Origin of the sequence: Cetobacterium sp. 2A (genome assembly GCF_014250685.1) — a bacterium.
Lineage (GTDB): Bacteria > Fusobacteriota > Fusobacteriia > Fusobacteriales > Fusobacteriaceae > Cetobacterium.
On sequence record NZ_JACFAJ010000006.1, the window covers coordinates 882,922 to 902,874 of the forward strand.

General features: G+C 33.6%; 16 protein-coding genes, 1 tRNA gene and 3 rRNA genes. 19 read left to right on the forward strand and 1 reads right to left on the reverse strand.

The window, feature by feature from the left end:
• Positions 1 to 2: 2 nt before the first annotated feature.
• The 16 genes from H3N56_RS08185 (at position 3) to H3N56_RS08260 (ending at position 16,806) form a co-directional block, all read left to right on the forward strand.
• On the forward strand, positions 3 to 515 hold the full coding sequence (locus H3N56_RS08185; RefSeq protein WP_185880707.1) for a helix-hairpin-helix domain-containing protein: 513 nt from the start codon (positions 3 to 5) through the stop codon (positions 513 to 515).
• A 16-nt stretch (positions 516 to 531) separates the two neighbouring features.
• Positions 532 to 1,416: an Hsp33 family molecular chaperone HslO gene (gene hslO / locus H3N56_RS08190; protein WP_185880708.1), complete on the forward strand. Its 885-nt coding sequence runs from the start codon at positions 532 to 534 to the stop codon at positions 1,414 to 1,416.
• A 73-nt stretch (positions 1,417 to 1,489) separates the two neighbouring features.
• Positions 1,490 to 2,251 carry a TatD family hydrolase gene (locus tag H3N56_RS08195; protein ID WP_185880709.1) on the forward strand — a complete coding sequence of 254 codons (762 nt, stop codon included), beginning with the start codon at positions 1,490 to 1,492 and terminating at the stop codon, positions 2,249 to 2,251.
• Positions 2,252 to 2,253: 2 nt separating this feature from the next.
• Entirely contained in the window at positions 2,254 to 2,637 is a 384-nt protein-coding gene (gene acpS / locus H3N56_RS08200) for a holo-ACP synthase (protein ID WP_185880710.1), read from the forward strand.
• Positions 2,624 to 3,076, forward strand: coding sequence for an NAD(P)H-dependent oxidoreductase subunit E (locus H3N56_RS08205; protein WP_185880711.1), 453 nt, complete (start codon positions 2,624 to 2,626; stop codon positions 3,074 to 3,076). Before acpS ends, H3N56_RS08205 begins: the two co-directional genes overlap by 14 nt.
• A gap of 19 nt (positions 3,077 to 3,095) precedes the next feature.
• Positions 3,096 to 4,197 (forward strand): peptide chain release factor 2 gene (prfB, locus tag H3N56_RS08210; protein WP_185880712.1). Its coding sequence is split into 2 segments (ribosomal slippage): positions 3,096 to 3,167 and positions 3,169 to 4,197, totalling 1,101 coding nucleotides; the frame shifts between segments, so codons are not numbered across the junction.
• Between the two features lie 74 nt (positions 4,198 to 4,271).
• The gene (gene gltX / locus H3N56_RS08215; RefSeq protein ID WP_185880713.1) at positions 4,272 to 5,780 is read left to right on the forward strand and encodes a glutamate--tRNA ligase; all 1,509 of its coding nucleotides are present in this window, start codon (positions 4,272 to 4,274) and stop codon (positions 5,778 to 5,780) included.
• A 129-nt stretch (positions 5,781 to 5,909) separates the two neighbouring features.
• Complete coding sequence (locus tag H3N56_RS08220) at positions 5,910 to 6,578, forward strand: glucosaminidase domain-containing protein (RefSeq protein ID WP_185880714.1); 669 nt, start codon at positions 5,910 to 5,912, stop codon at positions 6,576 to 6,578.
• A gap of 206 nt (positions 6,579 to 6,784) precedes the next feature.
• Positions 6,785 to 8,298 (forward strand): 16S ribosomal RNA (locus H3N56_RS08225).
• Between the two features lie 152 nt (positions 8,299 to 8,450).
• Positions 8,451 to 11,364: ribosomal RNA gene (locus tag H3N56_RS08230) — 23S ribosomal RNA — on the forward strand.
• A gap of 53 nt (positions 11,365 to 11,417) precedes the next feature.
• A 5S ribosomal RNA gene (gene rrf, locus H3N56_RS08235) occupies positions 11,418 to 11,534 on the forward strand.
• The 16S, 23S and 5S rRNA genes sit together here with 1 tRNA gene alongside, the layout of an rRNA operon.
• 10 nt (positions 11,535 to 11,544) lie before the next feature.
• Positions 11,545 to 11,620 (forward strand) — tRNA-Asn (locus tag H3N56_RS08240).
• Between the two features lie 35 nt (positions 11,621 to 11,655).
• Positions 11,656 to 14,469, forward strand: a complete 2,814-nt coding sequence (locus tag H3N56_RS08245) for an ATP-dependent DNA helicase (protein WP_185880715.1) — start codon at positions 11,656 to 11,658, stop codon at positions 14,467 to 14,469.
• Between the two features lie 44 nt (positions 14,470 to 14,513).
• Positions 14,514 to 15,530, forward strand: a complete 1,017-nt coding sequence (gene aroF, locus H3N56_RS08250) for a 3-deoxy-7-phosphoheptulonate synthase (protein WP_185880716.1) — start codon at positions 14,514 to 14,516, stop codon at positions 15,528 to 15,530.
• 12 nt (positions 15,531 to 15,542) lie between these two features.
• Complete coding sequence (gene pgeF, locus H3N56_RS08255) at positions 15,543 to 16,262, forward strand: peptidoglycan editing factor PgeF (RefSeq protein ID WP_185880717.1); 720 nt, start codon at positions 15,543 to 15,545, stop codon at positions 16,260 to 16,262.
• On the forward strand, positions 16,237 to 16,806 hold the full coding sequence (locus H3N56_RS08260; protein WP_185880718.1) for a YiiX/YebB-like N1pC/P60 family cysteine hydrolase: 570 nt from the start codon (positions 16,237 to 16,239) through the stop codon (positions 16,804 to 16,806). Before pgeF ends, H3N56_RS08260 begins: the two co-directional genes overlap by 26 nt.
• A gap of 46 nt (positions 16,807 to 16,852) precedes the next feature.
• Here the strand turns inward: H3N56_RS08260 and H3N56_RS08265 are convergent, their stop codons facing one another.
• Positions 16,853 to 17,527 carry a LexA family transcriptional regulator gene (locus H3N56_RS08265; protein ID WP_185880719.1) on the reverse strand — a complete coding sequence of 225 codons (675 nt, stop codon included), beginning with the start codon at positions 17,525 to 17,527 and terminating at the stop codon, positions 16,853 to 16,855.
• A 214-nt stretch (positions 17,528 to 17,741) separates the two neighbouring features.
• On the opposite strand from H3N56_RS08265, the gene H3N56_RS08270 reads away from it, so the two are divergent.
• The 3 genes from H3N56_RS08270 (at position 17,742) to H3N56_RS08280 (ending at position 19,928) form a co-directional block, all read left to right on the forward strand.
• On the forward strand, positions 17,742 to 18,515 hold the full coding sequence (locus H3N56_RS08270) for an MBL fold metallo-hydrolase (protein ID WP_185880720.1): 774 nt from the start codon (positions 17,742 to 17,744) through the stop codon (positions 18,513 to 18,515).
• A 12-nt stretch (positions 18,516 to 18,527) separates the two neighbouring features.
• Positions 18,528 to 19,106: a uracil-DNA glycosylase family protein gene (locus H3N56_RS08275; RefSeq protein WP_185880721.1), complete on the forward strand. Its 579-nt coding sequence runs from the start codon at positions 18,528 to 18,530 to the stop codon at positions 19,104 to 19,106.
• 75 nt (positions 19,107 to 19,181) lie between these two features.
• Entirely contained in the window at positions 19,182 to 19,928 is a 747-nt protein-coding gene (locus H3N56_RS08280) for a YebC/PmpR family DNA-binding transcriptional regulator (protein ID WP_185880722.1), read from the forward strand.
• Positions 19,929 to 19,953 lie beyond the last annotated feature (25 nt).

Sequence of the window (19,953 nt, forward strand, 5' to 3'; positions counted from 1 at the left end):
CTATGAAAAAAATATTTGTTATAATTTTGATGTTGAGTTTTATAAATGTGTATGCAGCAGAGAAAGAAGATGAATTTAGAGTTATTTTAAGTCCTAATACTAAAAATCCACAGACTAAATATTTAGATATAAATACTAGTAGTAAGGAAGAGATGTTAGCCAAGGGGATTTCTTTAAATTATGTTAATAAAATAATAGAATATAGAGAAATAACTGGAGGGTTTTCAAATCTGAAAGAGATGGTTAGAATAAGTGGGATAGGAGATAAAACTCAAGAAAAATTGGCAAAGAATTTTTCAAAGCCATCAGAGTTTAAAAGAAAGGAACTCTATATAAATAATGCTGATGATAAAATTTTAAAATATTTTGGTTTTACTAAAAAAGAAATAAAAAATATAGAGGACTACAGAGCAAAAAATAGTAAAATAAGTAATAACTTAGAGTTAAAGAAAATTTTGTCAGATACCAAGTATGATAAGTATAAAGATATTATAAAATATGAGAAGATAGATTAATTAGGAGGTATAAAAAATGGATAGATTAATAAGAGGTGTAAGTAATAATGCTAGATTTGTACTAGTTGATACAAAGAAAATAGTGCAAAAGGCTTTAGATATACATAAAACAAGTCCAACAGCTACAGCTGCTTTTGGAAGATTACTTACAGCTGCAGAATTAATGGGATCTAGTTTAAAGGGTGATGATGTTTTAACTCTTAGAACAAGTACAGATGGAATATTAGGAAGTATGATTGTAACTTTAGATAAAGATGGTGTGAAAGGATATCTTTCAAATCCAGATGCGGATTTACCACCAACAGAATCAGGACAACCTAATGTAGCTGGAATAATAGGAAAAGGAACACTAAATGTTATAAAAGATATGGGATTAAAAGATCCATATGTTGGGATATCAACTATAGAATCAGGAGAAATAGCTTACGATATTGCTTACTATTATTATACTTCTGAGCAAACGCCTACTGTAATAGCTTTAGGAATAGAATTAGAAAGTGAAAATAAAGTTAAATCAGCTGGTGGATACATGATTCAACTTTTACCAGGCGCTGAAGATTGGTTTATAACAGCTTTAGAAGAGAAAATAAAAGCTATAAGAAATATGACTGAACTGTTTAAAGGTGAAATGTCACTAGAAAGAATCTTAAAACTTCTATACGAGGATATGAATGATGAGACTGGTGAATCTGTAGTAGAGGAATATCAAATTCTTGAAGAGAAAAAAATAAAATATAACTGTAATTGCAGTAGAGAAAAATTTTATAAAGGGATAATTACTTTAGGAAAAGAGCAACTTACAGAAATGCTTGAAGAAAAGCCTGTAGTTGAAGCTGTTTGTCATTTCTGTGGTAAAAAATATGAATTTACAAGAGAAGATTTAAAAGATATATTAGGATAGTTTCAAAAAAATGTAGTTAAAGAATATATTCTTTAACTACATTTTTTGTTATAATGATATTGAGGTGATATAAATGAAATTAGTAGATACTCATTGCCATTTAGATAATGAAAAATTTGATTTAGATAGAGAGATTATTATAGATGAAATAGAGAAAAACTTAGAATTTATTGTAAATATTGGATATGATTTAAAAAGTTCTGAAAGAAGTGTAGAACTAGCTAATAAATATTCATTTATATATGCAACAGTTGGAATTCATCCGATAGATATAACGGATTACAATGAAGAATTAGAGGGAAAAATAGAGGAATTAGCTCAAGATAAAAAAGTTGTAGCTATTGGAGAAATTGGATTAGATTATCACTGGATGACAACTCCGAAAGAATTTCAAATAGAGTGTTTTAGAAAGCAAATAGAGCTGGCTAAAAGAGTTGATAAACCAGTAGTTATTCATACTAGAGATGCTATGGAAGATACAGTTAACATATTAAAAGAATATCCTGAAATTACTGGAGTTCTTCATTGTTATCCAGGATCTTATGATACAGCAAAACTTTTGATAGATAGATTTTATTTGGGAATTGGTGGAGTTTTAACTTTTAAAAATTCTAAAAAAACTGTGGAAGTTGTTAAGAATATTCCTTTAGAAAGAATGGTTATAGAAACAGACTCTCCGTATTTAACTCCAGAACCAAATAGAGGGAAAAGAAATGAACCATTATACGTAGAATATGTAGCTAGAAAAATAGCTGAAATAAAGGGTATTGAATATGAAGAAGTAGTTAAAGTTACAACAGAAAACGCAAAAAAACTATATAAGATAGAGGCCTAAAGATGGAAATTTATGGTCTTGGAAATGATATAGTAGAGATATATAGAATTGAAAAAGCTCTTAAAAATGAGAGATTTAAAATGAAGGTTTATACTTCCAAAGAAATAGAAATAGTTGAAAAAAAGGGGAATCCTTTTGCAAGTTATGCAGGAAGATTTTCAGCAAAAGAAGCTATTTCAAAAGCTTTAGGAACAGGAGTTAGAGAGTTTAGCCTGCTGGATATAGAGATATTAAATGATGAATTAGGCAAACCTTATGTAAATTTGACGGGGGCTCTTGAAAAATATAATGAAAATTATAAGATTGATATATCTATATCTCATTGCAAAGAATATGCAACAGCTGTAGCTTTGATATTTAGAAAGGAGAAAAATGGAAGTAAATAAAGAGTTTTATAAAAGATTAGATGATTACATAGATTCTCTTTCTGATAAAAAAAATGATTTCAAAATATTATCTTTTGTATTGGATGAACTTGGAGAAATACCTAATGAAATAAAGGGATATATATCAGAAAAAATAGGAGTGTTACCCACAACTTTAGACGGGACATTAAAATTTTATCCTAAATTTAAGGATAAAAATAAAAACTACTTAAAAATTTGTATTGGAAAAGTGTGCAAAAAAAAAGGTGTTGAATTATATAAAGAACTTTCAGAATATTTGCAACTAGATAAAAGTGGAGTTTCAAAGGATGGAAAATTCATAGTTTCAACAGATGGTTGTCTTGGAAAGTGTTTAACTGGACCAAATTATTCTTTAAATGGCAGAGTTTATAACTATAAAGAATTTAAGGACATAAAAAAAAGATTAGAAAATATTTAATATATTTTAGGAGGAAAAATTGGACATTTTAGAGCTAAAGAGAGAATTTCAAATTTGTAAGGAAAAAATAGATGAAATAAGGGGGTCTCTTTGACCTTGCTAACAGAGAAAAGAAAATCCAAGAGTTAGAGTCTAAAACAATGGCAGAAGGATTTTGGAATGATAAACTAACTAGTAACAAAATTATAAAAGATATAAATGAAGAAAAAGAGATTGTAAATGAGTTCAAAAAATTAGAAGAATCATATTTTGATGTGGAAGTTTTAGTTGAGTTTGTAGATGCTGGTGAAACTGATTTTGAGGCTGAATTAGAAGAGAAACATAAAAAATTAGAAAATGACATAGATAGCTTTGATACTAAAATGCTGTTAGATGGAGAGCATGATGGAAATAATGCCATAGTAACAATTCACTCTGGTGCTGGTGGTACAGAATCTTGTGATTGGGCCGATATGTTATATAGAATGTATATGAGATGGTTTAATAATAAAGGGTACAAAGTTACAGAACTAGATTATATGGCGGGAGATTCAGTTGGAATAAAATCAATAACACTTCTAGTTCAAGGGGCTAGAGCATATGGGTATTTAAAAGCTGAAAAAGGTGTTCATAGACTTGTTAGGATTTCTCCATTTGATGCAAATAAGAAAAGACATACATCTTTTGCTTCAGTGGATGTAATGCCGGAAGTTGATGATACAGTTGAGGTAAATATAGATACTGGAGATTTAAGAGTTGATACATATAGAGCCAGTGGAGCTGGAGGTCAACACGTAAATATGACAGACTCAGCTGTTAGAATAACTCATCTTCCTACAGGAGTTGTCGTAACGTGTCAAAGAGAAAGATCACAACTTAGTAATAGAGAGACAGCTATGAAGTTACTAAAAGCTAAGTTATTAGAGTTAGAGATGAAGAAAAAAGAAGATGAACTGAAAAAAATTCAAGGTGAACAAAGTGAAATAGGTTGGGGAAATCAAATAAGATCTTATGTTTTCCAACCTTATACTCTTGTTAAAGATCACAGAACATCTGTAGAATCTGGTAATATCAGAGCAGTTATGGATGGAGATATTGATATGTTTATAAATGGATACTTAAGATGGGTAAAAACTAAATAGCACTTTAAAAAAACAAAAATATGTGGTAAAATTTTTACTAAAACAATAATATTCTGTAAAAGGACGGATAAACTATGGAAAGAAAAGTAAGAACTAGAGTAGCACCATCTCCTACTGGAGATCCTCACGTAGGAACAGCTTATATAGCTATGTTTAACATTGCCTTTGCACATGCTCACAAAGGAGAATTTGTTTTAAGAATAGAGGATACAGATCAAAATAGATATGCTGATGGATCAGAGCAGATGATATTTGATGCTTTAAGATGGCTAGATTTAGCTTGGGAAGAGGGACCTGATGTAGGTGGACCTTTTGGACCTTATAGACAATCAGAAAGATTTAGTATCTACGGAGATTATGCAAAACAATTAGTAGAAAAAGGTGGAGCATACTACTGTTTCTGTACTCAGGATAGACTTGAGAAATTAAGAGATAGACAAAAAGCTATGGGAAAAGCACCTGGTTATGACGGGCACTGTAGATCTCTTAGCAAAGAAGAAGTAGAAGCTAAATTAGCTGCTGGTGAAGAATATGTTATAAGATTAAAAATGCCTTATGAAGGTGAAACAATCATAAAAGATAGACTAAGAGGGGATATCGTATTTGAAAACAATAAGATAGACGATCAAGTTTTAATTAAAGGGGACGGGTTCCCAACTTATCATCTAGCTAACGTAGTGGATGACTACTTAATGAAAATAACTCATGTAATAAGAGCAGAAGAGTGGATAGCATCTACTCCAAAACATATTCAACTTTATAAAGCGTTTGGATGGCCAGAGCCTGAATTTATACATATGCCTCTTCTTAGAAACTCAGATAGAACTAAAATATCAAAGAGAAAAAATCCGGTTTCATTAAACTGGTATAGAGAAGAAGGATTCTTAAAAGAAGGATTAGTTAACTTCTTAGGTCTTATGGGATACTCGTTTGGAGATAACAAAGAGATTTTCTCTTTACAAGAATTTAAGGATAACTTTGATATAGATAGAGTTGCACTTGGAGGACCAGTATTTGACCTTGTTAAGTTAGGATGGGTAAATAATCACCATATGAGAATGAAAGACTTAGCTGAATTAACTGAACTAGCAATACCTTTCTTTAGAGCAAAAGGATTTGTTGGGTTAGAAGTAACAGATAAAGAATTTGAAACTCTTTCTAAAATAGTTGAAATTTTAAGAGAAGGAGCTCAAACTTTAAAAGAAATAGCTAACGAATCAGAAGTTTACTTTAAAGATGAATTTGAACTTCCTGAATTAACTGAAGATATGGATAAAAAAGAAAGACAAGGAATTGAAAGATTATATAACTGTATTCAAGATGAAACAGGTAAAAAATCTATAAACTTATTCCTTGAAAAAATCCAAAAGTCTTCTGAAGAAATTTCAATAGATGAAGCAAAGGCTTTATTAAAAGAAACATTAGAAGAAGTTGGAGAGGGTCCTGGAAAAGTTTATATGCCTCTTAGAGCTGTATTAACTGGTCTACCAAAAGGAGCAGATTTATACAACCTAGTTTCTATAATAGGAAGAGATAGAACTGCACAAAGAATAATAAGAATGAAAAATTTATATAATATTTAAGTAGAATTAGCAGAAAAAGAGTTGAGAAATTCAACTCTTTTTTTTATTTTTGAATTTGACATGTTGTGAATTCAAAGTTATAATTAGAAAATACTTTTTAAATTTATTTTTTATTAATTGGGAGAGCTTATGAAAAAAATAATGATTTTAATTTTATTTTTGTTGTGCTTTCAGAAAAACTTTTCTTTCATATACTCTTATGGAGGAGAGGAAGCCAGTACTTTGATTTTAAATAAAAAAGAGTTTATAAAAATAATGTTGCCTATAATAGAAGATGTTAAACAAGAAATTTTATCTGAGAAAGAAAGAGTCAGAGAGATTTCGAAAAAAACTAATCTTACATTGGGAGAGATAGAATTTGTTAATAGACGGTTTGAAAAGTACAGAGTTCCAAAAGGGAATTATAAAAAATTATTAAATAGAATGATAATACCACCAACGTCAATAGTTTTGGCTCAAGCATCATTAGAAAGTGGTTGGGGGAAATCTAGAGTTACAAAAGAAGCCAGTAATCTATTTGGAGTAAAATCTTTTAATAGTAATGATTCTAGAATAAAGGCTTTAGAGTCTGACAAAGTTTATTATAAAAAATACAATAGCTTAAGAGAGTCTGTAGATGACTATGTTATAAATCTTTCAAGACATAAATCTTACGAAGGATTTAGAGAAGTTTTGATTCAAAATGAAAGTATAGAATTGGCTATTGAAGCTTTGAAAGAGTACTGTGAACATGAGGAGTATGGAGAACAATTATTAGCGATAATATCTAAAAATGATTTTTTGAAATATGATTTTTAAAAAAAATAAAAATATTTTAAAAAAAGTGTTGACGAAGTTTTTAAATTATGGTACTATTATTTTTGTCAGCGGGAAACACCGCAGACGAAAAACAAAACAAAAAACAAATAGGACATTAGCAACCGAATAGAGAAAGATAGTCAAAAGTTATGCAATAACAACCATTAAATGGTGTACATTAAGTCGTAAGACTTTAAAAATATATTTGAATGAAGAGTTTGATCCTGGCTCAGGATGAACGCTGACAGAATGCTTAACACATGCAAGTCGACTTGAAGTTCTTCGGAATGGAAAGTGGCGGACGGGTGAGTAACGCGTAAAGAATTTGCCTTTTAGTCTGGGACAACTGTTGGAAACGACAGCTAATACCGGATATTATGAGTTTCTCGCATGGGATTCTTATGAAAGCTATATGCGCTAGAAGAGAACTTTGCGTTCCATTAGCTAGTTGGTGGGGTAATGGCCCACCAAGGCGACGATGGATAGCCGGCCTGAGAGGGTGAACGGCCACAAGGGGACTGAGACACGGCCCTTACTCCTACGGGAGGCAGCAGTGGGGAATATTGGACAATGGGCCACAAGCCTGATCCAGCAATTCTGTGTGCACGATGAAGGTTTTAGGATCGTAAAGTGCTTTCAGTTGGGAAGAAAAAAATGACGGTACCAACAGAAGAAGCGACGGCTAAATACGTGCCAGCAGCCGCGGTAATACGTATGTCGCAAGCGTTATCCGGATTTATTGGGCGTAAAGCGCGTCTAGGCGGATTAGTAAGTCTGATGTTAAAATGCGGGGCTCAACTCCGTATTGCGTTGGAAACTGCTAGTCTAGAGTACTGGAGAGGTGGGCGGAACTACAAGTGTAGAGGTGAAATTCGTAGATATTTGTAGGAATGCCGATAGAGAAGTCAGCTCACTGGACAGATACTGACGCTGAAGCGCGAAAGCGTGGGGAGCAAACAGGATTAGATACCCTGGTAGTCCACGCCGTAAACGATGATCACTAGGTGTTGGGGGTCGAACCTCAGCGCCCAAGCTAACGCGATAAGTGATCCGCCTGGGGAGTACGTACGCAAGTATGAAACTCAAAGGAATTGACGGGGACCCGCACAAGCGGTGGAGCATGTGGTTTAATTCGACGCAACGCGAGGAACCTTACCAGCGTTTGACATCCCAAGAAGTTTCCAGAGATGGAGATGTGCCGGCTTGCCGGAACTTGGTGACAGGTGGTGCATGGCTGTCGTCAGCTCGTGTCGTGAGATGTTGGGTTAAGTCCCGCAACGAGCGCAACCCCTTTTGTATGTTGCTATCATTAAGTTGAGCACTCATGCGATACTGCCTGCGACGAGCAGGAGGAAGGTGGGGATGACGTCAAGTCATCATGCCCCTTATACGCTGGGCTACACACGTGCTACAATGGGCAGTACAGAGAGTTGCCAACCCGCGAGGGTGAGCTAATCTCTTAAAGCTGTTCTTAGTTCGGATTGTACTCTGCAACTCGAGTACATGAAGTTGGAATCGCTAGTAATCGCAAATCAGCTATGTTGCGGTGAATACGTTCTCGGGTCTTGTACACACCGCCCGTCACACCACGAGAGTTGGTTGCACCTGAAGTGGCAGGCCTAACCCGTAAGGGAGGGATGTTCCTAAGGTGTGATTAGCGATTGGGGTGAAGTCGTAACAAGGTATCCGTACGGGAACGTGCGGATGGATCACCTCCTTTCTAAGGAGACTACAATCTTTCTCTATTCGATTGATGATGTTCTATCATCAACTTTGGACATTGGAAACTATATAGTAGATATTGAGAGAATAATTAACAAATAACTAACAATTCAAATAATCTTTGAGTAGTTAGTCTGTCAAATAAAAATAGGTTAAGATATTAAGGGCACATGAAGGATGCCTTGGTAGTAAGAGCCGATGAAGGACGTGGTAAGCTGCGATAAGCCTAGAGGAGTTGCAATCGAACATTGATTCTAGGATTTCCGAATGGAGAAATCTGCTAAGATGGAGTCTTAGCACGAAAGAGGGAACCGCGTGAACTGAAACATCTAAGTAACGCGAGGAAAAGAAAGTAAAAACGATCCCCTAAGTAGCGGCGAGCGAACGGGGGTGAGCCTAAACCATATACATGTCAAGGTTACAGCCGTTGTGTATATGGGGTAGCGGGATAGTCTCTAGAAAGTCTGTAAAGCTTTCAGCATTTTGAAACACCGAACTGGAAGAACTTGGAAAAGTTCGCCGTAGAGGGTGATAGCCCCGTACAGGTAACCTGTTTCAAATGCGTAACTAATCCCAAGTAGCACGGAACACGAGGAATTCTGTGTGAATCAGCGAGGACCATATCTCGTAAGGCTAAATACTCTTACTAACCGATAGCGCATAGTACCGTGAGGGAAAGGTGAAAAGAACCCCGGGAGGGGAGTGAAATAGAACCTGAAATCATGTGCTTACAAGCGGTCAGAGCCCTTCGGGGTGATGGCGTGCCTTTTGGAGAATGATCCTGCGAGTTACGTTCAGTGGCAAGGTTAAGTTTAACGGAGCCGAAGGGAAACCGAGTCTGAATAGGGCGACATAGTCGCTGGGCGTAGACGCGAAACCTGGTGATCTAAGCCTGTCCAGGGTGAAGCTGTGGTAAGACACAGTGGAGGCCCGAACTCACCGCCGTTGAAAAGTTGGGAGATGAGGTAGGTTTAGGGGTGAAAAGCCAATCGAACCAGGAGATAGCTCGTTCTCTCCGAAATGCATTTAGGTGCAGCCTTGAGTGTTCAATTATGGGGGTAGAGCACTGAATGATCTAGGGGGCATATTGCTTACCGAAATCAATCAAACTCCGAATACCATAATTTAAGAGCTCAGGAGTGAGACTATGGGAATTAACTTCCATGGTCAAAAGGGAAACAACCCAGACCACCAGCTAAGGTCCCTAATTATAACTAAGTGGGAAAGGAGGTGGAGATTCACAAACAACCAGGAGGTTGGCTTAGAAGCAGCCATACCTTTAAAGAGTGCGTAATAGCTCACTGGTCGAGAGTCTCTGCGCCGACAATGTAACGGGGCTAAGTTATAAACCGAAGCTGTGGAATTGCGTAAGCAATTGGTAGGAGAGCGTTCTGTAGGCCGTTGAAGGAGAAGCGTAAGCGACTCTGGAGGTATCAGAAGTGAGAATGCAGGAATAAGTAGCGAGAATGGGAGCGAGAATCTCCCACGCCGGAAGACCAAGGGTTCCAGGGTAAAGTTTGTCTTCCCTGGGTAAGCCGGGTCCTAAGCCGAGGCTATAATGCGTAGGCGAATGGAAAACAGATTAATATTTCTGTGCCACTGATATTGAGTGATGGAGGGACGCAGGAGGTTATGCACGCTGGCGAACGGAAGTGCCAGTGTAAGCGTGTAGGGTGGTCTCGTAGGAAAATCCGCGAGACTAGATCTGAGGCGTGATACGGAGTCGTAAGATGAAGGTGCAAATACCACACTGCCGAGAAAAGCTTCTAAGCGTTTAAAGATATTAGTGCCCGTACCCCAAACCGACACAGGTGGTCAGGATGAGAAATCTAAGGCGGACAGGCTAACTCTCGTTAAGGAACTCTGCAAAATTGCCCCGTAACTTCGGGAGAAGGGGTGCCTTTCATGGTCAGCGAACACGCGTCGCAAAGCTGTGAGAGGCCGCAGTGAAGAGTCTCAGGCGACTGTTTAACAAAAACACAGGTCTATGCTAAGCTGTAAGGCGATGTATATGGGCTGACACCTGCCCAGTGCCGGAAGGTTAAGAGGAGGAGTGAGAGCTCCGAATTGAAGCCCCGGTGAACGGCGGCCGTAACTATAACGGTCCTAAGGTAGCGAAATTCCTTGTCGGGTAAGTTCCGACCTGCACGAATGGTGTAACGATCTGAGAGCTGTCTTGACGGGAGGCCTGGTGAAATTGTATTATCGGTGAAGATACCGATTACCTGCAGTAGGACGGAAAGACCCCATGGAGCTTTACTGTAGCTTGGTATTGGGTTTTGGTGTCGTATGTATAGGATAGTTGGGAGACTATGATGCGTGGTCGCTAGATTACGCGGAGTCAACGGTGGAATACCAACCATACTACATCGAAATTCTAATCTGAGGTTTGTACCCTCGGAGACAGTGCTAGGTGGGCAGTTTGACTGGGGCGGTCGCCTCCGAAAGAGTAACGGAGGCGTTCAAAGGTTCCCTCAGGTTGGATGGAAATCAACCGGAGAGTGCAATGGCAGAAGGGAGCTTAACTGCGAGACTGACGGGTCGAGCAGGTGCGAAAGCAGGACATAGTGATCCGGCGATTCCGAATGGAAGGGTCGTCGCTCAACGGATAAAAGCTACCCTGGGGATAACAGGCTGATTCTACCCGAGAGTCCATATCGACGGTAGAGTTTGGCACCTCGATGTCGGCTCATCGCATCCTGGGGCTGGAGAAGGTCCCAAGGGTTGGGCTGTTCGCCCATTAAAGCGGTACGTGAGCTGGGTTCAGAACGTCGTGAGACAGTTCGGTCCCTATCCACTGTAGGCGTTAGAATATTGAGAAGATCTGTCCTTAGTACGAGAGGACCGGGATGGACAAACCTCTGATGTACCAGTTGTCACGCCAGTGGCACAGCTGGGTAGTCACGTTTGGAACAGATAACCGCTGAAAGCATCTAAGCGGGAAACTGACTTCAAGATAAGTATTCTTTAAGACACCTTCGAGACTAGGAGGTTGATAGGTTGGGGGTGTAAGAGTAGCGATACTTTTAGCTGACCAATACTAATATGTCGAAGTTTTAACCTAATAAATCTCAACTACTATATAGTTTCAAGTGTTCCAAAGACATTTGAATATTGATTGGCAACGATAGCTATGAGGGTACACCCAGTAACATTTCGAACCTGGAAGTTAAGCTCATAAACGCTGAAAGTACTTGGGGGGCAGCCCCCTGGGAGGATAAGTAGTTGCCAATCTTAAAAAAGTGCTTCTTTAGCTCAGTTGGTAGAGCACACGACTGTTAATCGTGTTGTCGCTGGTTCGAGCCCAGCAAGAAGCGCCATTTTTTTATTTTTTGGAAAAATTTTAGGAGGAAGTATGGGACTATCCTTATTAAATGAAAATCAAAAGAAAGCAGCAACAACTGTATTTGGACCTCTCTTAATAATAGCAGGTCCAGGATCCGGAAAAACTAGAACTCTGGTGGAAAGAGTTGTGTACATGATAAAAGAATTGAATATCCATCCTAAAAATATTATGATAACGACTTTTACAGAAAGAGCAGCTAAGGAGCTAATCACAAGAGTATCAAATAGATTGATAGGAACAGATATTAATATCAGTGAAATGTATATTGGGACTATTCATTCAATTTGTTTAAAAATTATTGAAGAGAATATGCAAAAAAGTATAATGTCGAAAGGATTTACAGTACTTGAAAATATAGAACAGAAATTTTTTATATTTTCAAAATTCAACGAATTTAAAAAAGTTGATGGATTTGAAGATTTTTTTGAAGGGAAATATTTTCCAACTAGCTGGAAAAAATCTGGCAATTTACAAAAATGGTTTAATAGAATAAGTGAAGAAGGAATTGACTTATCTAAGTTTTTAAAAAATAAAAAAACAGCATTTTTAGCTCAGGGATATATAAAATATAGGGAGTTGTTGAAGCAAGAAAATACTCTAGATTTTTCTACAATTCAGTTAGAAGCATATAGAATATTAAAAGAGAACCCAATAATTTTAGAAAATACGAGAGAAAAAATAAAATTTATAATGGTGGATGAATACCAAGATACTAATTCAATTCAAGAGAAAATCATTTTTTTAATTGGAGAAAATCATAAAAATATTTGCGTTGTAGGAGATGACGATCAAGGTATATATAGATTTAGAGGGGCAACTATAAAAAATATTCTGGAGTTTTCTAAAAAATTTAATAATTCAGAATGTGAGATTGTAACTTTAAATACTAATTATCGTTCAGAAAGTGGAATTGTAGATTTTTGTAATAAGTGGATAGACTCTTTAAATTGGGAAGGGTATAGACACTCTAAAAAGATAGAAGCTACAGAGTCAAAACAAAGCAAAAATATATCTGTAGTTAAGCTTTCAGTAAAAAATTCTGAAAGAGAATGGGCAGAAAGAATATATAGATTTATAGTTTATATGAAGAGGATAGGAAAAATAGATGATTACAATCAGATTGCCTTTTTATTCAGATCAGTAAGAGATAAAAGAATAGTAAGTCTGATACATTATTTAGAGTCAAAGGGAATTAGTGTTTATTCTCCAAGGTCTAATCTTTTTTTTTATAGAGAAGAAATAATCAAAGTTATAGGTATATTACTTTATGTATTTCCAAGAGTAGATTCAACTGTTTTTAAAGAGGGTGTTAAGTCTGAAACTTTAGATTATTATAAATACTGTTTAAAAAAAATAGAAAAAGAATTATTACAAGATGATGAATTCAAAGTGTGGTTAGAATCAAAAAAAGCTTCGTATGAAAATATAGTTGATAATGGAGAGAGTGTCTTAGATTTGTTTTATGAACTTATATCTTTAAATACCTTGAAATTGCACTTGAAAGAGGAAGGAATCGAGATTCTAAGTGAAAGAAGTTCATATAATTTAGGAATTTTTTCTCAAATCTTAGAAAAGTTTGAGAAGCTTTGTGGGATTTCTGAATTAAATAATGAAAACATCGATAAAGTTGTAGGTTATTTATTTAATATGCATCTTAAATTTCTAAAAGAAGGAGGAATTGATGAGTTTGAAGATGAAAAAGACTTCACTCCTAAGGGAGCAGTTTCATTTTTAACAATTCATCAATCTAAGGGATTAGAGTTTCCAATAGTAATAGTTGGTTCTTTAGATTCTGTACCAGATAGGAAAGAGATGGAAACAGAAAAAGATATAGAGAAAATATTCTATTGGGAACAACCATATGAACCTGATTATAGAATAAAAGAATTTGATTTTTGGAGACTTTTTTATACTGCTTTTTCAAGAGCTCAAAATTTATTAGTATTATCTTGTGTAGAAATGAATAGTTCTAAAAAAGAAGTTCCGAGTCTTCCCTTTAAAAGGATTTATGATGATATAGTAGATATTTCTCAAGAGGATTTTCAAATGAAAAATCTTTTCGTTGATGATGTTAAAATTGCAAATGTAAAAGATAAATACTCTTTCACATCTCACATTTTAAATTATAAACAGTGTCCATTTAGATATAAAATGAATAAAATTTTTAAATTTCAAGGGAAAAATGGAAAAGATACTTTTTTTGGAACCTTAGTCCATCAGACGATTGAAAATATAAATAAAGACGTAATATTTTCAAAGAAAATAGATATTGATATATTTAAAATTGAAGAGTGGTATTATGAAAATTATGAAATTTTAAAAAAGAATGAAAGAATAACTTTAGATGAAGAAAGTTTGAAACTGGGACTCAATCAAGTGTTGGATTATTTTAAAAATGGGAAAGAATTTTTACGAAATGCAATAGCTGCTGAGGAACAAGTTTTTTTAATAAGAGAAAATTATATAATAGAGGGTAAAATAGACCTAATAGTTAAAGAGAATGATGAGTATAAAGTTATAGATTTTAAGACTGGAAATTTTCATAAAGACTTAACAGTTGAAAAAAATCATAGAAAACAATTGGAGATATACTCTTATCTTCTCAGTAAAAAATTAGGGGTAGAAATAAAAACAGGAATTTTATACTATACTAAAAATATTGAAAATCCCATTGTAGAAATAGATATAAATCAATCATCTGTCAATAAAACTTTAATGGAGTTTGATAAATCAATAGAAAAGATAGAAGCTAAAAATTTTGAAAAAATTAACAGCGATAGTAAAAAATGTGAAAAATGTGAATTTCGTCATTATTGTTTATAAAAACATGATATAATAGTGAGAAAAATAAAAATTAGGTGATGAAGATGTATATAGTTTTAAAAGATAATACTTTACCTTGTGATATAAAAAAATTGACTGATTTAATAGAAGCTAAAAATTTAGGAACTATTGTAATAGAAGATTTAGGAAAGGTAAAAGTTGGAGTTTTAGGTAATAAAAAAAGTATATCAAAAGATGAAATAGAGTCTATGGAATTTGTTGAAAAGATTGTTGATATAACAAAACCATATAAATTTGCTAGTAGAGATTTTAAGGTTGAGGATACAATTATCGATGTTAATGGAGTGAAAATCGGTGGAGATAATTTTGTTCTAATGGCTGGACCTTGCTCTGTAGAAAATGAAGAAATGATATTTGAAATAGCAAAAGAAGTGAAGAGGTTTGGCGGACAATTTTTAAGAGGTGGAGCATTTAAACCAAGAACATCCCCATATGATTTTCAAGGTCTAGGAGAAGAAGGTTTGAAATATATGAGAGCTGCTGCTGATAAATATGACCTACAAGTTGTTACTGAAGTTATGGATAGTAAAGATATTGAACTTATAGCTAAATATTCTGATGTAATGCAGGTTGGAGCTAGAAATATGCAAAATTTTAGTTTATTAAAAGAACTAGGAAGTTGTGGAAAACCAGTCCTTTTAAAAAGAGGAATGAGTGCAACAATAAGAGATTTATTGATGGCGGCAGAATATATAATAGCTTTTGGAAATAGAGAAGTTATTCTTTGTGAAAGAGGAATAAGGACTTTTGAAACTATGACAAGAAATACTGTAGATATAAATGGAATAGCACTTATAAAAGAAAAATCACATCTTCCGATAATAATTGATGCTAGCCATGGGACAGGAAGAAGATCTCTTGTAGTGCCAGTAACTTTAGCGTCGATTATAGCAGGAGCTGATGGAGCTATGGTAGAAGTACATTCTAATCCAAACTGTGCAATATCAGATGGTGAGCAGTCTTTAAACTTTGAAGAATTTGAAGAACTATGTAAAAAACTTAAAAAAGTATTAGTTCTTAGAAAAGAATTAAAAGCATAAAGAGGTATAAATATGTTTGTAGATGAAGGAAAGTATATGATACTAAAAGAGTTTGAAGAACTAGGAGTAGGAGCCATATATACTCATATGGGACTTGGAAATGTTCAAGATCTTGAAACTAGAGAAACTCTTTTAAAAGAGATAAAATGTTGTAATAAAAAATTAGTTTATGGAAAACAAACTCATTCTGAAAACGTTGTTAAAGTAGAAGATTCATCAAGTTTTTTTTATGAGGATTGTGATGGATTTGTAACTAACAGTAAAAATATAGTCATATTTACTCAATATGCTGATTGTTTACCAATTTATTTTTATGATAAAATTAATAAAGCTATAGGAATTTGCCATTCTGGATGGAAGGGGAGTTTCAAAAAGATAGCTTTAAATTTAATAAATCTTATGAAAAAAGAGTATGGAACAGATGTAGAAAATCTTTTGATAGGTTTAGGAATTGGAATAAGTAGAGAAAGATATGAAGTTTCAAATGAATTTTATAGGGAGTTTGAATCAGAATTTTCTGAAACTATTTTAAATAATTGTTTTAAATTTTCTGATAATAAAATATATTTTGATAATCAAGAGTTTAATTATCACCTTTTACTAGAGAATGGAGCTTCAAAAGATAATATTATAAGAAATAATCTTTGTACATATGAGGATAAAAAATTTCATTCACATCGTAGAGATGGATCTGGAGCTGGTAGAAATGGGGGGTATATTTACTTTAAGTAGAATCTTATGTTATTGTTTTTTAATATTTTCAATGGCTAGTTGTACATCTCTTCCAAAGGATATGAAATGGGAAGATACGAAAGTTGTCATGAAAAATTTGGATAAATTACAGACAGGAGATATTATAGTAAAGAATAAAATTTGGAGTGAACCAATATCTTGGGTAGGCCATTCGGCAGTTATGGTAAACGATTCCGATATTGGAGATTATCCTAAAATTGGAGTGAACTATTATCAAGTAGATGCGTATAGTTGGCTAAATGAAGAACGAGAAGTTATCGTTTTAAGATACAATAATTTTGATGAAAATTTTAAGAACAAATTTATTGAAAACTCAAAAAAATATTCAGATAGACAATATAGACCATCTATCAATAAAAACGGAGATAAGAGTTTTTATTGTTCAAAATATGTTTGGTTTATTTATAAAAAAACAGCAGAGGATTTAGGATATAAATTAGATATTGATTCAGATAGTGGTTTAGCTGTTCTACCATATGATTTTCTAAATTCTAAAGAATTATATCAAGTTGTTATAGAATAAAAAAGGCTTCCCTAAAAGTAATTTTACTTTGTTGAGGGAAGCTTTTTTAGATAACATCACTTAAAACTTTTATAACTTTACCAATAGCTTTAAAGTTTTCTTTTGGTCCAATATATATTGGAGGATAATTTGGATTATCACTCATAAGGGCAATATATTCACTTGTAAGTTTGATTCTTTTAACAAAAGCTTCATCATCTACAAAGAATGCTCCAATTTCTCCATTTCTAATTTCTACATCTTTTTTACAGATAATAATAGAACCATCTTTTATAGTAGGTTCCATAGAATCACCTTTAACATTTACAGCAAAAATATTTTCTATATTTTTTAATCCAGGAAGAACAATATAATCAGAGATAGCCTCATCTGCAAAAGTTCCCAAACCTGCGCTAATTCTTTCAAATAAAGGAATTGAGTTATTAGGTGAATCTTGGTTATGTTTACTTTTTAAATCTTTATTTAACTTTTTTAATTTATCTAGAATTATTAAAGGAGTTCTCTGAATAGCGGCAAGGTATAAAAGTCTCTCTCTATCTTTAGAATCTAGTTGAAGAACTGAAATAATATTTTCTAATACCTCTTCACTAGGTGGATTTTTAACTTCACCTCTTTCAATAGAATTAAAATAAGATTGGGTAATTCCTACGAGTTTAGAAAATTTATTTTGACTATACCCAAGTAACTCTCTCTTAGATTTTAAAAATTCTTTAAAATCCATAAAAACCTCCTTATAACTGTTTATAGTTAATTCTACTATAGTTTTTTTTAAAATTCAATTTAAAAATACATAATAGCTGAGATATCAATAAAATTGAATCTATATTTAAATATAAATATAGATAGATTGACAAAGATAATTTTTTTCTGATATAGTAAAGAGTGGTAAACTAGTTACCGCTTTATTTTTTTGAAAATTAGAAAAGAGGAAAAGAATGAAAATATCTATACTTGGAAGTGGAAGTGGAGGAAACTCAATTTTTTTAGAAGTTGACAATATAAAAATTCTTGTGGACGCAGGTTTTAGCGGAAAGAAAATAGAGGAAAGACTTAAAAATATAGAAGAAAATATAGAGGAAATATCAGCAATTTTAATAACTCATGAACATGGAGATCATATTCAAGGGGCTGGGATTTTATCTCGAAAATATAATATACCTATATATATAACTCCTGAAAGTTATGAGAGTGGAATATTAAAACTTGGAAAAATATCTGATAAAAATATAGTATATATAGAAAAAGATTTTTATATTGATTCAATAAAAATAACTCCATTTGACGTTATGCATGATGCAGAAAGAACAGTTGGATTTAGAGTAGAGGGAAATACTGGAAAAAAGATAGCTATCTCCACAGATATAGGCTATGTGGATAATGTTGTAAGAGAACATTTTAAAGATGTCGATATAATGGTAATAGAGTCTAATTATGATTACAATCTTCTTATGAAATGTGCTTATCCGTGGGATTTAAAAGCTAGAGTAAAGAGTAGGAATGGGCATTTGTCTAATAATGATACGGCAAGATTTATAAGAGAGAGTTATCATGTCAATATGAAGAAAGTGTATTTGGCACATATGAGTAAAGATAGTAATGACTCAAAAGTTGCTTTGGAAACTATTTTGGAAGAACTAGATAGATATGAGATAGATGTTGATATAGAAATTGCATGCCAAGATGTATGCACAAAAATTTTTAAAATATAGGAGATAAATAATATGGAAAAACAGGCTCTTTGGGAAGAATTGAAATTTGAAGTTGGTTCTATAGAAGGATTAAAAGATAGTAAAGAAAAAATTATACTTGGAAGTGGAAATAAAGAGGCTGAGGTTTTATTTGTAGGTGACGATGATAATCTATATATATCAGAAGAGCTAAAAGTTTCAACTGGATCAAGTGGAGAATTTTTAATAAAATTATGTGACATAGTTGATTTGAATCCAGATAAATATTATATAACAACGTTATCAAAGAGTAATTATAAGTATAGAGAAGTTTCTCCAGAAGATGGAAGAGACTTAAAAGAGTATTTAGATATGCAAATAGCTCTTATAAATCCAAAAGTTATAGTAGCTTTAGGGCAAGAAGTTGCAGAAGTTATATTTCAAAGAGAGGTTAAATTTCTTCAAGAAAGAGGAGAGATTCAACTTTGGAAAGGAAATATAAAAGTTCTAGTTACTTATGATGCAAACTTTGCAAAACAGTCAAGAGACGATGGTGGAAAGAAATCAAAAGTAGCTGTTGATTTTTGGAGTGATTTAAAAGTTGTAAAAAAAGAAATAGAGAATGAAAGATAGAACTGTAATATTGAAAAATCTCTTATATTATGATAAAATTTATAGAAGAAACTAGAAAAATTGGGAGGCAATTACATGGCTGGACATAGTAAATGGTCTAATATAAAACATAGAAAAGGTGCTCAGGATACAAAAAGAGCAAAAATTTTCACTAAATTAGGAAAAGAGCTTACAATAGCTGCAAAAGAAGCGGGTGGAGACCCTGGATTTAACCCAAGATTAAGACTAGCTATAGATAAAGCAAAAGCGGCTAATATGCCAAAAGACAACCTAGAAAGAGCTATAAAAAAAGGTACTGGAGAACTTGAAGGCGTAGACTACATGGAAATAAGATATGAAGGATACGGACCAGAAGGAACAGCATTCATAGTTGAGGTTGTAACAGATAATAAAAATAGATCAGCTTCTGAAGTTAGATCAACTTTCTCTAAAAAAGGTGGAAATTTAGGAACTGATGGTGCAGTTGCTTGGATGTTCCAGAAAAAAGGAGAAATAGTTATAAAGGCCAATGGAATGGATTCTGAAGAATTCATGATGGCAGCACTTGAAGCAGGTGCTGAAGATATTATTGAAGAGGATGACGAGTTCCAAGTTTTAACAAATCCACTTGAATTCCAAAATGTATTAGAAAAGTTAGTAGAAGAGGGTTATTCTTACGAGGAAGCCGAAGTTACAATGTTACCAGATAACAAAGTAAACATAACAGATTTAGAGACAGCTAAGAAAGTATTAGCTTTATATGAAGCACTAGAAGAGTTAGACGATGTAAATGATGTTTATTCTAACTTTGAAATATCTGATGAGTTATTAGAACAATTATAGTTAGAAAGGATTGGATTTTCCAATC